Source organism: Kitasatospora sp. NPDC005856, assembly GCF_040629945.1.
Taxonomy (GTDB): domain Bacteria; phylum Actinomycetota; class Actinomycetes; order Streptomycetales; family Streptomycetaceae; genus Kitasatospora.
Genome location: NZ_JBEXWT010000001.1, coordinates 522,976 through 536,793, shown reverse-complemented (window position 1 = coordinate 536,793; position 13,818 = coordinate 522,976). Strand labels below are relative to the sequence as shown.

General features: G+C 73.0%; 13 protein-coding genes. 1 reads left to right on the top strand and 12 read right to left on the bottom strand.

Translation table 11 applies throughout. The features are described from left to right. Window positions 1-7 precede the first annotated feature (7 nt). The 12 genes from ABZ449_RS02295 to ABZ449_RS02240 all read right to left on the bottom strand — a co-directional run bounded on the left by ABZ449_RS02295 (window position 8) and on the right by ABZ449_RS02240 (window position 12,240). A complete protein-coding gene (locus tag ABZ449_RS02295) occupies window positions 8-1,018 on the bottom strand; it encodes a TetR/AcrR family transcriptional regulator C-terminal domain-containing protein (protein ID WP_360338635.1) in 1,011 nt (336 codons plus the stop codon). A 153-nt stretch (window positions 1,019-1,171) separates the two neighbouring features. Next, a complete protein-coding gene (locus tag ABZ449_RS02290; protein ID WP_360338632.1) occupies window positions 1,172-1,882 on the bottom strand; it encodes a spermidine synthase in 711 nt (236 codons plus the stop codon). A 142-nt stretch (window positions 1,883-2,024) separates the two neighbouring features. Continuing rightward, window positions 2,025-3,140, bottom strand: a complete 1,116-nt coding sequence (locus ABZ449_RS02285) for a putative sulfate exporter family transporter (protein WP_360338834.1) — start codon at window positions 3,138-3,140, stop codon at window positions 2,025-2,027. A 58-nt stretch (window positions 3,141-3,198) separates the two neighbouring features. Beyond that, window positions 3,199-3,780: a cysteine dioxygenase family protein gene (locus ABZ449_RS02280; protein ID WP_360338629.1), complete on the bottom strand. Its 582-nt coding sequence runs from the start codon at window positions 3,778-3,780 to the stop codon at window positions 3,199-3,201. Between the two features lie 83 nt (window positions 3,781-3,863). Next, a complete protein-coding gene (locus ABZ449_RS02275) occupies window positions 3,864-4,769 on the bottom strand; it encodes a LysR family transcriptional regulator (RefSeq protein WP_360338626.1) in 906 nt (301 codons plus the stop codon). A 162-nt stretch (window positions 4,770-4,931) separates the two neighbouring features. Continuing rightward, window positions 4,932-5,801 (bottom strand): amino acid ABC transporter permease, encoded by an 870-nt coding sequence (locus ABZ449_RS02270; protein WP_360338623.1) that lies wholly within the window; start codon window positions 5,799-5,801, stop codon window positions 4,932-4,934. Continuing rightward, window positions 5,798-6,442, bottom strand: a complete 645-nt coding sequence (locus tag ABZ449_RS02265) for an amino acid ABC transporter permease (protein ID WP_360338620.1) — start codon at window positions 6,440-6,442, stop codon at window positions 5,798-5,800. Before ABZ449_RS02265 ends, ABZ449_RS02270 begins: the two co-directional genes overlap by 4 nt. 12 nt (window positions 6,443-6,454) lie before the next feature. Next, window positions 6,455-7,336 carry a glutamate ABC transporter substrate-binding protein gene (locus tag ABZ449_RS02260; RefSeq protein WP_360338831.1) on the bottom strand — a complete coding sequence of 294 codons (882 nt, stop codon included), beginning with the start codon at window positions 7,334-7,336 and terminating at the stop codon, window positions 6,455-6,457. Window positions 7,337-7,477: 141 nt separating this feature from the next. Further along, window positions 7,478-8,206, bottom strand: coding sequence for an amino acid ABC transporter ATP-binding protein (locus ABZ449_RS02255; protein ID WP_360338828.1), 729 nt, complete (start codon window positions 8,204-8,206; stop codon window positions 7,478-7,480). A gap of 47 nt (window positions 8,207-8,253) precedes the next feature. Next, a complete protein-coding gene (locus ABZ449_RS02250) occupies window positions 8,254-8,499 on the bottom strand; it encodes a LapA family protein (protein WP_360338617.1) in 246 nt (81 codons plus the stop codon). Window positions 8,500-8,645: 146 nt separating this feature from the next. Further along, the gene (locus tag ABZ449_RS02245) at window positions 8,646-10,418 is read right to left on the bottom strand and encodes an ABC transporter ATP-binding protein (RefSeq protein ID WP_360338614.1); all 1,773 of its coding nucleotides are present in this window, start codon (window positions 10,416-10,418) and stop codon (window positions 8,646-8,648) included. A 43-nt stretch (window positions 10,419-10,461) separates the two neighbouring features. Next, window positions 10,462-12,240, bottom strand: a complete 1,779-nt coding sequence (locus ABZ449_RS02240) for an ABC transporter ATP-binding protein (protein ID WP_360338611.1) — start codon at window positions 12,238-12,240, stop codon at window positions 10,462-10,464. 608 nt (window positions 12,241-12,848) lie between these two features. On the opposite strand from ABZ449_RS02240, the gene ABZ449_RS02235 reads away from it, so the two are divergent. Then, window positions 12,849-13,715, top strand: a complete 867-nt coding sequence (locus tag ABZ449_RS02235) for an aldo/keto reductase (RefSeq protein WP_360338608.1) — start codon at window positions 12,849-12,851, stop codon at window positions 13,713-13,715. The last annotated feature ends 103 nt before the right edge of the window (window positions 13,716-13,818 follow it).

The window sequence follows — 13,818 nt, the reverse complement described above, 5'->3', positions numbered from 1 at the left end:
TTACCCGTCACCCGTTCTCGTCCCCCGCCCCGGCGCCCCGCCGCTCGATCAACTGCCCGACCCCGTCCAGCATCCGCGCCATCCCGAAGGCGAACAGCCCCTCCAGGCTCAGGTCGATCTCCGGCCCACGGCTCAGCGCGTCGAACATCGGGAACCGCTCCGGATCCGCCATCAGCCGCTCGTGGTCCTCGCCGTTCGTCCGGTCCATCCACTCCTCGGCGGACAGCCCGCTGTCCTGCTCGGCCTGCGCCTCCCGCTCGAAGTGGACGGCCAGCCCGCACACGAACGCCGCCAGGGCCACGGAGGCCTGGGCCATCTCCTCCCAGCTCAGCCCCCGTCCCGCCAGGACGGCTATCGACCGCTCGGTGTGCGCTGCGGCGTCCGGCGCCATCACGGGCCGGGTGAAGGACATCGTGGAGGCCAGCCACGGATGCCGCCGGTAGATCCGCCACTGCAGCCGCGCGACCGTCTCCAGCCCCTCGCGCCAGTCCGGCGCCGGCGACTCGGGCAGCGGCTCCTCGCCGAACGCCACGTCCGTCATGAGCCGCAACAGCTCGTCCTTGCCGGACACATGACGGTAGAGCGACATCGTCGCGACCCCGAGATCAGTCGCGACCCGGCGCATCGACAGCGCCGCCAACCCCTCCTCGTCGGCCACCCGGACGGCCGTCGCCACGATCCGCTCCCGGGTGAGCTCGTGCTCGCCGCCCGCCCGCGCCCGCCGCGCCCCGGACGGCTCCGCCCCCGACCGCGCTTCCCGCGGCGACGCCGGCCGGGACCGGTCCCCCGCCGGAGCCGGCTTCCCGGCCACCACCGTGCCCACCCCCGGGACGGCTCGCACGAGCCCTTCCTCCCGCAGGCGGTTCAGCACCTTGGTCGCCGTGGCCATCGCGACGCCCCACTCCTGGGTGATCCGCCGGGTGGACGGCACCCGCGCGCCCGGCGCCAACTCCCCTGCCGCGATGCGCCGTCGGAGTTCGGCTGCGATCCGCTCCGAGGGACTCCCGCTCTCGGTCACCCCAACCTCACCCAACCCCACCGCCAACCCGCCGTTCAACCACCGCAGCACCGAACGAAGTTGAAGACCACGGCATCAACCACCGGAATCCGCCCACGGGTTCGCCCGCGATCCGGGCACACCCGCTCCGACCCGTTCGACCGACTTCGGCCCTCAGTCCACCCGCCGGGCCAGGTGCACCACGTCCGGCACCCCCCGGGCCACCGGGACCTCGTGCGTCACCACGTCCGAGAACCCCACCGCCCGCAGCGCGTCCTCGAAGGCCGACGAGGGCTGCGCGCTCCACACCGCCAGTACCCCGGCCGGCCGCAACCGGTGCCACAGCACCGCGAGCCCGTCCGCGCCGTACAGCCCGTCGTTGGACTCGGTGACCGTCCAGTCCGGCCCGTTGTCGATGTCGAGGCACAGCGCGTCGTAGCGTTCGCCGTCCGCCGCCGCGAGGTACTCCAGCAGGTCGGTGTGGAGCACTTCGACCCGCTCGTCGTCCAGCGCACCGCCCGAGAAGGCGCCGAGCGGACCGGTCCGGTGCCAGTCGATGATCGCGGACTCCCGCTCGACGACGGCGATCCGCCCCCAGCGCGGTTCGGCCGCCGCGTACGCCAGCGAGAAGCCGACCCCGAGGCCCCCGATCAGCACCGACGGGCGCTCGACCGGGCCTCCGGTGCGGTCCAGCTCGTCCAGCGCCGCCTGGATCAGCAGCCGCTCCGAGCGCCCGTCGGCGGTGTCCATCAGGAAGCAGCCGTTGGCGATGATCTCGAAGTCCCCACCGCGTTGCCGGAGCACCACCTCGCCGTACGGTCCCTCCCGCCGGTCGAGCGTGACGACGGCCTCGAAGCCGTCGCGTTCGGGCAGTGCGGTGGTCATCCATCCTCCTTGGCGGACTCCGGCGGACTCCGGCAAACCCGGGCGAACCCGGGCGTACTCGGGTGTACTCGGCTGCGTGGCCGCCCTGGTACGGGCGGAGCGGGCTCCCGCCCGACAATAGCCGAGTCCGCACCCGGGTCCGTCAGGTCGTGACCAGCACGCCCGCGTACGAGACACCCGCGACGACCACCCAGGATCCGAGCCCGAGCAGGGCGATCCGCCCGCCGGTGCGGGCCATGGTCGGCAGGTGCACCGCACTGCCGAGACCGAACAACGCGGCGGCCAGCAGCAGTTCCTGGGCGTCCGAGGCCAGGCCGAGCGCCCGCTCGGGCAGCACCCCGGTGGTCCGCAGGACGATCATGGCGAGGAAGCCCGCCACGAACAGCGGCACGATCGGCGGACGGCTGCCGGTCTTCACCGACTTCTCACCCGACTCCTGCGCCACCTCGCCCGCCGCCGAAGCCTCCGACGGCTCCCCCACCGACCCAGCCGTCGAACTCCCCACCGAAGCCGCCGCCGGAACCTTCACCGGAGCCGCCGCCCGCGCCGCCCGCAGGTTCCGCCGCACCATCACGGCCACCCCCGCGACCAGCGGCGCCAGCAGCACCACGCGCATCAGCTTGACCAGCACCGCCTCCCGCAGCGCCCCGGCCCCGCCGGTCTGCGCGGTGGCGACCACCTGTCCGACGTCGTGCACGCTCGCCCCGACCCAGCGCCCGAACTCCAGCTCGCCGAGCCCGAGCGGCTGCTGGAGCAACGGCAGCACAGCGATCGCCAGCGTCCCGCACACGGTGACCAGCGCCACCGAGGCCGCGACGTCCTCCTCCTCGCTGCCCGCCGCCTGGCTGACCGCGCCGATCGCCGAGGCCCCGCAGATCGAGTACCCGGTGGCGACCAGCAGCGGCTGGTCGCCGGGCAGGCCGAGCCGCCGGCCCAGCCAGAGCGTGCCCGCGAAGGTGGCCGCGACCACGGCGAGCACCATGGCGACGGTGGCCCAGCCGAGGCCGAGCACGTCGTCCAGGCTGAGCTTGAGCCCGAGCAGCACGATCCCGAGCCGCATCAGCCGCTTCCCGGCCGTGGACAGCCCCGGCCGGGCGATCCCGCGGACCACCGGGCGCAGTCCGGGCAGGTGGGCCGCCGCCATGCCGAGGACGACGGCGGCGGTGAGTCTGGGCACGGCCGGCACCAGCGCGTGGACGCCCAGCGCGGCGGCCACCCCGAGGGCGGCGAGCAGCAGTCCGGGGGCGTCCCCGCGCATGGGGGGCAAGGAGCGGGTACGGGCGGTGCGGTGCCGGAGGGTCAGTGCCACGCCGCGCTCACTGCTGCCCGTCGGCGGGCAGCCGGTAGACCCGCCGGATGCTGGTGCCGAGCCGCGAGACGTCCGCGCCGTAGACGTGGATGGAGATCGCCGTGCTGCTACAGGAGTTGCGCACCAGGTGGATGTCGCCGGGCGGGGCGAAGGCGGCCACGGTGCCGGCCGGGCCGGCCACGTTCTCGGTCTCGACCAGCCGGGCGGTGGCGCCGTCGGAGACCAGCCGGTAGCGGGTCTCGCTCTCCTGCCCCTGGTGGACGCCGGCCACGCACCAGGAGACGTGGTCGTGGATCGGGGTCTGCTGCCCGGGCAGCCAGACCAGGGCGACGACGGAGAAGCTGCCGTCCTCCTCGGCGTGCAGGACGTGCTGGCGGTAGCGCTGCGGGTCGCCCTCGCGGTGGACGGGGGCGAGCAGCGCGTCGGGACCGTCCACGTCGGCGTGCAGGTGCGGGGCGAGGCGTTCGCCGACCAGGTAGGCGGTGAGCTCCGGCGGGAGCCCGCGGTCCACGACGGCGCGGATCTCACTGATCAGCGCGGTCATCCGCTCGGTGAGTCGGTCGCTGCCGACCGTGGCTGAGGGTGTCATCCCAGCAGGTTCGCCCCGAGCGACCTATCATGTCCAAGGAGGATTCGTAAGCAACCTCCCCATCGACGCTTATGGGTCGGCGCTCAGCACCCGACCCGGCTCGCCGCCGCCTGCCGCAGGTGGTCCAGCACCAGCCCGGTGGCCGGGATCCGGCGGTGCTCGCGCAGCACGTACGCGCTCACCTGCCGCCGCAGGTGCGGTTCGGCGGCCCGCCCGGTGACCTTGCGGTGGCACATGAAGGAGAGCACCAGCGCCGGCATCAGCGCGATCCCGACGCCGGCGGCGACGAGCGACTGCACCGCGAGGTTGTCGTCGGTGGAGAAGACGATGTCCGGCGCGAAGCCCTCCTCCGCGCAGACGTGCAGCAGGTTGGCCCGGCAGCGCGGACAGCCGGCGATCCAGCGTTCGCCGCCGAGGTCGGCCAGCCGTACCGCGTGCCGACGGCCGAGCGGGTGCCCGACCGGCAGCAGCACCGTGAGCAGGTCCTCCATCAGCGGGATCTCGTCCAGGCCCTCCGGCACCTCGGCGGCCCCACCGGGGTACCGGAAGGCCAGCGCGATGTCGCACTCCCCGCGCAGCAGCCGCTGGACGGAATCCGGCGGCTCGGCCTCCAGCAGCTCGACCCGCACACCGGGGTGCTCGGCCAGCAGGCGCGCCATCGCCTGCGGTATCAGGGTGGCGTTGGCGCTGGGGAAGGCGCAGACCCGGACCCGCCCGGCGCGCAGCCGGGCGAGCGCGGCGAGCTGCTGCTGGGCGGCGGACATGCTGCCGAGGATCAGCTCGGCGTGCCGGGAGAGCGCCTCGCCGGCCTCGGTGAGCCGCAGTCCGCGCCCGGCCCGGGTGAAGAGCGGAACCCCGACGGTGCGTTCCAGTGCCTTCATCTGCTGGGTGATGGCGGGCTGGGTGTAGCCGAGCTCGCGGGCGGCGGCCGAGTAGGAACCGGCCCGGACGACCTCGTGGAACGTCCTGATGTGCCGCGAATCGAACACCGGCTCCATGGTCCCTCCCGCCCATCCATTCTCGACAGCCCCGCTCCGGCCGCGCTCCAGCCTGGTCAGCCGTGCCCCGGGCACCCGAGAATCATAAGAGGAATTTGGAGGTACAGACCCCAACCCCACCCGTACCTTTGAGTCAGCCGCGAACCGGCCTGCTCACTGCTGCGCCGACGGCGGCAGCCCCATCGCCACCCCGGCCTTGACCACCGGGGCCCCGCCGCGCACGCTCGGGCTGCGCCGGCTGCGCCGCTCCACGAAGCGGGCGAGCCAGGAGAGCAGCAGACACATGCCGATGTAGATCGGTGCGATCACCATCACCACCGGGATGAACGGCAGGTCGTAGTCCAGGTTGGTGGCGATCAGCTTGCCCGCGTGCAGGAACTCCTCGTAGGTGATCAGGAAGCCCAGCGAGGTGTCCTTGAGCGCGACCACCAGCTGGCTGATGATGGCCGGCAGCATCGCCCGGTTGGCCTGCGGCACCAGTACGTACGACATCACCTGGGTCTTGCGCATGCCCAGCGCGTACGCCGCCTCCCGCTGCCCCTTGGGCACCGCGAGCACGCCGGCCCGGAACACCTCGGCCAGCACCGAGCCGTTGTAGAGCACCAGGCCGGTGACCAGCGCCCAGAGCGGCTGCACCTTGAGCGCGACGAAGACGAAGAAGATCATCACCAGCACCGGCATGGCCCGGAAGAACTCCACCACCAACGTCGAGAACCAGCGCACCACCCGGTGGTCGGAGAGCCGCCCGGCCGCGAACAGCGCGCCGAAGGGCAGCGCGAACAGCACCGTCCAGCCGAAGGCCTTGAGGGTGTTGCCGAGCCCGCGCAGCAGCAGCTCCTGCACGCCCCGGTACTCGAAGGCCATCCACTTCTCGTACGTGAACTGGTCGGTGTGGAACAGCATGTAGATCACCCAGCCGATCAGCGCCGCGATCAGCAGCAGCGCGATCCCGCCGTACAGCCGGTGCCGGGCGAGCGCCTTCGGGCCGGGGATGTCGTACAGCGCCGAGGATTCAACGGTCATCGGGACACCGCCACTCGTCGTTCCAGCAGGTTGAAGACGGCGCTGATGGCCAGGGTGATGATCAGGTACCCGACGGCGATCCAGACGAAGGTCCAGATGATGCTGTAGCCCAGCTCGTTGATGGTCCGGTAGGTGCCCAGCAGTTCGGTGACGCTGAACGAGCCGGCGATGGCCGTGTTCTTCGCCAGTGCGATCATCACGCTGCCGAGCGGCGCCACCACCGAGCGGTAGGCCTGCGGCAGCACCACCAGGCCCATCGTCTGCCCGAAGCTCATGCCGAGGCTGCGGGCCGCTTCGCCCTGCCCGGTCGGCACCGTGTTGATGCCCGCGCGCATCGACTCGCAGACGAAGGCCGAGGTGTAGCAGCCCAGGGCGAGCACCGCGAAGGTGTAGAAGGGCAGGGTGATGTCGAACCGGGGCAGGCCCAGCACCACGATGAAGAACAGCAGGGTCAGCGGCGTGTTGCGCAGCAGCGTCACCCACACCACCCCGAACACCCGCAGCGGCTTGACCGGCGAGACCCGGAAGCCCGCGATCAACACGCCCAGCACCAGCGACAGCACGGCGCTCACCGCGAACAGCGAGAGCGTGCCGAGGAACCCCTCCCAGTAGGTCGACCAGTTGTCGATCAGCGTTTTCACGGCGCGGCCCTCTCAGTACCGGTCGATCTGCGGCGGGGTCGGCGCGGGCTCCCCGGAGAGGCCGAGGGTCGCCTCGAAGGCCCTCTGCCAGTCGCCGTTCTGCATGTGGTGCTCCAACGCGTCGTTGATCGCGCCGCGCAGCACGGTGTCGTTCTTCGGCACCCCGACCCCGTAGGGCTCGGTCGAGAAGAGCGGGCCGACCACCTTGAGCTCGTCCGGCACCTTGGCCGCGTAGCCGAGCAGGATCGCGTTGTCCGTGGTCACCGCGTCGACCTGGTTGGTGATCAGGTTGTCCACGCAGGCCGAGTAGGTGTCGTAGCCGATCAGCTTGGCCTTCGGGTACTGCGACTGGATGCGCTGGTACGGCGTCGAGCCGGCCGCCGAGCAGACCTTCTTGCCGTCCAGGTCCTCCGGGCCGTGGATGGTGTCGTTGTTCTTGCGCACCAGCAGCGACTGCCCGGCGACGAAGTACGGGCCGGCGAAGCCGACCAGCTTCTTCCGGTTGTCGTTGATGGTGTAGGTGCCGACGTAGTAGTCCACCTGGCCGTTCTGCAGGGCTGTCTCGCGGTTGGCCGAGGCGATGGTCTTGAACTGGATCCGGTCCGGCGGGAAGCCCAGCGAGGCGCCGACCATCTTGGCGATCTCGATGTCGAAGCCGGAGTACTCGCCGGTGGCCGGGTTCTTCTGGCCCAGGTACGGCTGGTCCTCCTTGGCGCCGACCACCAGGTGGCCCCGGCTGCGGGCGGCGTCCAGGGTCGGCGAGCCGGTGATCGCGGAGGCGTCCTGCACCTGATAGGTGGGCAGGGCGCTGGGCTGCGGGCCCTTGGGCGGCGGGGTCCCCGGCTTGCCGCAGCCGACCGCCAGCGCGGCGAGCAGCAGGGCGACGGCGAGCAAGCGCTTGCCCGCCCGCGCGGCGGGCACCCGCTCGCCGAGTCGCGCGGTGGGTACGCGCCTGCCCACCCGCGCCGCGGGCCGCCCGACAGGCGTCCCCGCGGGCCGCGCCACGGGCGTCGTCTCACGGTTCACGGCGCCGCCTCAGTGCTTCAGGATCTTGGACAGGAAGTCCCGGGCGCGATCGCTCTCCGGAGCGCTGAAGAAGTCCTCCGGAGCGCGGTCCTCGACGATCCGGCCGTCGGCCATGAACACCACCCGGTTCGCGGAAGCCCTGGCGAAGCCCATCTCGTGGGTGACCACGACCATCGTCATGCCCTCGCTCGCGAGCTGGCGCATGACGTCCAGCACCTCGTTGATCATCTCGGGGTCGAGCGCCGAGGTGGGCTCGTCGAACAGCAGCGCCTTGGGGTCCATGGCCAGCGCGCGGGCGATCGCGACCCGCTGCTGCTGCCCTCCGGAGAGCTGCGCCGGGTACTTGGCGGCCTGCTCGGCGAGGCCCACCCGCTCCAGCAGCGCGCGGGACTTGGCGTCCGCCTCCGCCTTGGGCCGGCCACGGACCTTGATCTGCGCGAGCGAGACGTTCTGCAGCACGGTCTTGTGCGCGAACAGGTTGAAGGACTGGAACACCATGCCGACCTCGGCGCGCAGCCCGGCCAGGCCCTTGCCCTCCTCGGGCAGCGGTCGGCCGTCGATCAGGATGGTGCCGTCCTCGATCGGCTCCAGCCGGTTGATCGCCCGGCAGAGGGTGGACTTGCCGGAGCCGGACGGGCCGATGACCACGACGACCTCGCCGCGTCCCACCGTGAGCTCGATGTCCTGCAGGACGTGCAGGTCACCGAAGTGCTTGTTGACCCCGCGCATCTCGATCAGCGGGGTGAAGGCCGAGACGCCGGTCGGCGCCGGCCCGGGGGCCTCGGTCACCTGTTGCGCCGTCCCTTCAGCAGCCAGCCCAGCGCGACGCCGGCGATCAGCGTGGCCAGCAGCGCGATCCAGAGGGGCGCGGTGACGGTGAAGACCCAGAACTGGATCTGGACCCTGTCGAGGTTGGCGAACAGGAACCACACGGCGAGGACGACGATGACGCCGATCCCGATGTAGCGCGTGGGAATCCCACCGATCTCACCGCGCGGGGAACGGGACGAGCCGTCTGAAATCTTGGTCACCGGAGCAGTCTGCGGGCCGGGGGGCCGATTTGCCCGGTTACGCGCCCCTTCCGGGCGAGGGAGTAACCCGTACGGGGCAATCCCGCCCCGTACGGGTTTGAAACCGCTTCGGACCGATACCAGCCGGACGGCTGCGGTGGGGCCCGCTACCGCTCGTCCCGCCAGGACCGCCAGAGCGCCGCGTACGGACCGCCGGCCGCGACCAGCTCCGGGTGGCTGCCGTACTCGCTGATCCGGCCGCCCTCGACCACCGCGATCACGTCCGCGTCGTGCGCGGTGTGCAGCCGGTGGGCGATGGCGATGACCGTCCGGCCCTCCAGCACCCGGGAGAGCGAGCGCTCCAGATGGCGGGCGGCCCGCGGGTCCAGCAGGGAGGTGGCCTCGTCCAGCACCAGGGTGTGCGGATCGGCCAGCACCAGCCGGGCCAGCGCCAGCTGCTGGGCCTGCGGCGGGGTCAGCGAGGTGCCGCCGGAGCCCACCTCGGTGTCCAGGCCTTCCGGCAGTGCGTCGACCCAGGCCCCGGCGTCCACGGCGTCCAGCGCGGCCCGCAGTTCGGTGTCGTCCGCCTCGGGCGCGGCCAGCCGCAGGTTGTCCCGCAGGGTGCCGACGAAGACGTGGTGCTCCTGGTTCACCAGGGCGACCTCCGCGCGCACCCGCTCGGCCGGCATCCGGGCCAGCGCCGCCCCGCCGAGGGTGACGCTGCCGTGGCCGGGGGCGTAGATCCCGGCCAGCAGCCGGCCGAGGGTGGACTTGCCCGCACCGGACGGCCCGACCAGCGCGACCCGGCTGCCCGGGGCGACGTCCAGGCTGATCCCGTGCAGGACGTCGGCGCCCTCGCGGTACCCGAACCGGACGTCCTTGGCCTCGACCCGACGGCCCTCCGGCCGGGCGGACTCGTCCCCCTCGTGCTCGGCCACCTCGCGCACGCCGACCAGCCGGGCCAGCGAGGCCTGACCGATCTGGAGCTCGTCGTACCAGCGCAGGATCAGGTCCACCGGGCCGGTCAGCATCTGCGCGTAGAGCACGCCGGTGGTCAGCTGGCCCACGGTGATCCAGCCCCGGAGGGTGAACAGCCCGCCGAGCACCAGGGTGGCGAGCACCGCCACGGTGTAGACCGCGTCGATGGTCGGGAACCAGACCGAGCGCAGCCACAGGGTGTACCGCTCCCAGGCCAGCCACTCGCGTAGCTTGCGGTCGGTCAGCCGGACCCGCTGGTCCCCCAGCCGCAGCGCCTCGACCGTCCGGCCGGCGTCCACCGTCTCGGCCAGCACGTTGCTGACCGCCGCGTACCCGGCCGACTCGCTGCGGTAGGACTGCGGCGCGCGCCGGAAGTACCAGCGCGAGCTGACCAGCAGCAGCGGCAGCCCGATCAGCGAGGTCAGCGCGAGCAGCGGTGAGGTGACCAGCAGCGCGCCGATCACCAGCAGCAACGACACCACGGCGACGGCGAGTTCGGGCACCGCCTCACGCACCGACTTGTCCAGCCGGTCGACGTCGGTGGTGCCCCGGGAGACCAGGTCCCCGGTGCCGGCCCGTTCCAGCACGCCGGTCGGCAGGGCCACCGAGCGGACCAGGAAGTCCTCGCGCAGGTCGGCCAGCACTCGCTCGCCGAGCACCGCTCCGCGCATCCGCGACCAGCCGGTGAACGCGGCCTGCGCCACCAGCGCCAGCAGGTACCAGGCGACGGCCACCGCGATGGTGGACCCGGCGGTCCCGGTGGCCAGCGATTCGACCAGGCTCCCGAGCACCCAGGGCCCGACCAGCCCGGCCACGGTGGCCGTGGAGTGCAGCGCCACCACCGCGGAGAACCCGGCGCGGTGCCGCCGCGCGAGCAGCAACAGGTACCCGCGCACGGCGGCCGGGGAGCCGACCGGCAGGGTGGCGGCCGGCCCCTGTTCCTCCTGGACCGGAGGCTTCATGACGTACTCCTCGCGTGCGTGGCAGGGAAGTTGACGATGTTGCTCATACGGCCTCACCCACCGGACGGGCCGCCTCCTCGCCGCGGGTGACCACGTCCCGGTAGGCCGGCTCGGTGCGCATCAGCTCGCGGTGGCGCCCGGCCGCGGCGACCCGGCCCTCCCGCAGCAGCACCACCCGGTCCGCCTGGTCGAGCAGCAGCGGGCTGGTCGCGAACACCACGGTGGTGCGGCCAGCCCGGGTGTCCCGCAGCCCGGAGGCGATCCTCGATTCGGTGTGCGCGTCCACCGCGCTGGTGGGCTCGTCCAGGACCAGCACCGGCGGGTCCGCCAGCAGGGCGCGGGCCAGGGCGAGCCGCTGGCGCTGCCCGCCGGAGAGCGAGCGTCCGCGCTCGGTGATCCGGGCGCGCATCGGGTCTCCCCCGCACTCCGGCGAGCCCTCCACCAGGGCCTCCAGCACGTCGTCCGACCGGGCCGCCGCCAGGGCCGCGGCGGCCGTGACCCGGCCCGTGGACGGGATGTCGAACAACTCGGCCAGCGTGCCGGAGAGCAGCACCGGCTCCTTGTCGTGGACCAGCACCGCCGCCCTGGCCTCGGCCAGGGGCACCGTGTCCAGCTCCGTGCCGCCGAGTCGCACCGCGACCTGCGCCCGCTCGTCCTCGGCCCGCGGGACGTGGCCGCCGAGCCGCTCGGCCAGGGCCCCGGCGAAGTCCGGGTCCCCGCAGACCACCGCGGTCAGCTCGCCGGCCCGCGCCGTCAGCCCGCTCGCCGGATCGTGCAGGTCGGCCTTGTCCGGCCTGACCAGCGACGCCGTCGCCGGGCCGGCCGTCCGACCGAGCGAGAGCACCCGAACGGCCCGCCCGGCGGAGACCCGGGCCACGCTCCACGCGTGCGCCGCCTCGCCCAGGATGCGCAGCGGAGCGGCCAGGAAGGCCGTGGCGCCGTACACGGCGATCAGGGTGCCGACGGCGAGCTCGCCGGAGGCCACCTGTCGGGCGCCGTACCAGGTGACGCCGACCACGAACAGGCCGGGCAGCAGCACCTGTTGCGCCTGCATCAGCGACTGGATCCGGGCCGAGCGGACGGCCGCCGCCCGGACCTTCTGGGAGGCGGCCCGGTACCGCTCCAGGAACAGCTCCTCGCCTCCGATGCCGCGCAGCACCCGCAGCCCCGCGACGGTGTCGGCCGCCAGCTCGGTGGCCTTGCCGCCGAGGGCCCGCTGCTGCTCGTAGCGCCGCTCGAAGGGCCCGATCAGCGGCCAGACCGAGGCCGCGAGCACCGGCACGCCGAGCAGCACCCCGATCCCGAGCACCGGATCGACCAGCAGCAGCACCGCCGTGCCGACGGCCAGCCAGACGATCACCGCGGACCGGACCCGGGCGACCAGTTCGACGTACCAGCCGATCCGCTCGACGTCCCCGCTGCCGACCGCGACGACCTCGCCGGTGGCGATCCGGCGGGACAGCCCGGCCCCGAGGTGCGAGGCCTGCCGTGCCACCAACTGCCGTACGTGGGTTGCCGTGTGGATCCAGTTCCAGACGACCTGACGGTGCGCCAGTACGGTTCCGAGCGCGGCGCCCGCTCCCAGCAGCAGGAGGAGTCCGCCGGAGCGCCGGATCCCGCCGGCGTCACCGTCCACGACGGCCTGCACGCCGAACCCGAGCGGTACCGGCAGGGCGGCCTGGCACCCCATCTCGATCAGCGTCCAGACGGTGGCGAGCAGCTGCCCGCGACGCTGGCTGCGGCGCAGCCAGCGCAGGAAGGCCCGGGGCGAGGAGAGGTCCGGGCCGCCGGGATCGGCCAGCGGCAGGGGGATGAGCAACATGACACTCCGATACGAGCGGTGCGCGGGCGCGGGGGCACGGGCGCACGGGGGTGCGGGGGTGCGGGGATACGGGGTACGGAGGAGCTACGGGAGCGCGTGGAACAGGGCGCACGGAACACCGCGGTGACGTGCGCGCAGCACGGACGGCAGCCGACCGGCTGGCGGCCCGACGAGGAGCGGCCCGAGCCGACGGGCGGAGGACGCGCGGCACGGCAGCCCGGCTGCGGCGCGACGTCGACGATGCGTCCGGAGGAGAGCCGGACGGAGTGGGATGGGCACGAAGGGCCCGGAAGTCAGGAGGTCATGGTCGCGAGACTGCCAACCTCCGCGTGATCCGCGCAACAGGTTTTTCACAGCGGCCCGCGTGCCCCGCTCCCCGGGCCACCACGCACCGGAGCCGCACGCCCCCCGCACGCCCCCGTCGGCGCCCGGCAGGTGCCCGGCGGACGCCCCGCACCGGCGCTCCCCGCCCGTCACCGCCCGGCCGCCGCCCCGGCCGAACCCCGCGAAGCTTCACCGGAGATTCGCCCGTTCGGCGGGAACAATCACACCGGGGCGCCAGTTGCCCGTACTGGAACCACAGGACAATCAGGAGGGCACCCCTTCCCGTGAGCACCATCCCCACCGTCACCCTCAACGACGGCGCGCAGATCCCGCAGCTCGGCTTCGGCGTGTGGCAGGTCCCGGACGCCGAGGCCACCCCGGCCGTCCGCACCGCGATCGAGGCGGGCTACCACTCCATCGACACCGCGGCGATCTACGAGAACGAGGCCGGCACCGGTGCGGCGATCGCCGAGGCACTGGCCGGCGGCGTGGCCCGCGAGGACCTCTACGTCACCACCAAGCTGTGGAACTCGGGCACCCGTGACTGGTCCGGCGAGCAGGGCCGCGACGCGGTGCTGCGCGAGTTCGACGCCTCGCTGGCCAAGCTCGGCCTCGACTACCTCGACCTGTACCTGATCCACTGGCCGCGCCCGATGCACGGCGACAGCTACCTGAACATCTGGAAGGCCTTCGAGCAGCTGAAGGCGGACGGCCGGGTCAAGTCGATCGGCGTCTCCAACTTCGGCACCGAGCAGCTGAGCCGCCTGCTGAGCGAGTCCTCGGTCGCCCCGGTCCTGAACCAGGTCGAGCTGCACCCGTACTTCCCCCAGGCGGAGCTGCGCGCGTTCCACGCCGAGCACGGCATCGCCACCGAGGCCTGGAGCCCGCTGGGCCAGGGCAAGGACCTGCTCGCCGAGCCCGCGCTGGTGAAGATCGCCGAGAAGCACGGCCGCACGGTCGCCCAGGTGGTGCTGCGCTGGCACCTCCAGAGCGGTGTGATCGCCATCCCGAAGTCGGTCACGCCGTCCCGCATCCGCGAGAACCTGGACGTCGCCGGCTTCGAGCTGGACGCCGAGGACCTCGCGGCGATCGCCGCCGTGGCCACCGGCAAGCGGATCGGCCCGGACCCGCAGGAGTTCGACTGGAACTGACGTCCGGCCCGGGGGCCCGCATTCCAGGCCCCCGAGGCGCCTGACGGCCCGTCATGCCGAAGACCGCCCGCACCCCTAAGGGAGCGGGCGGCCTTCGGGATGC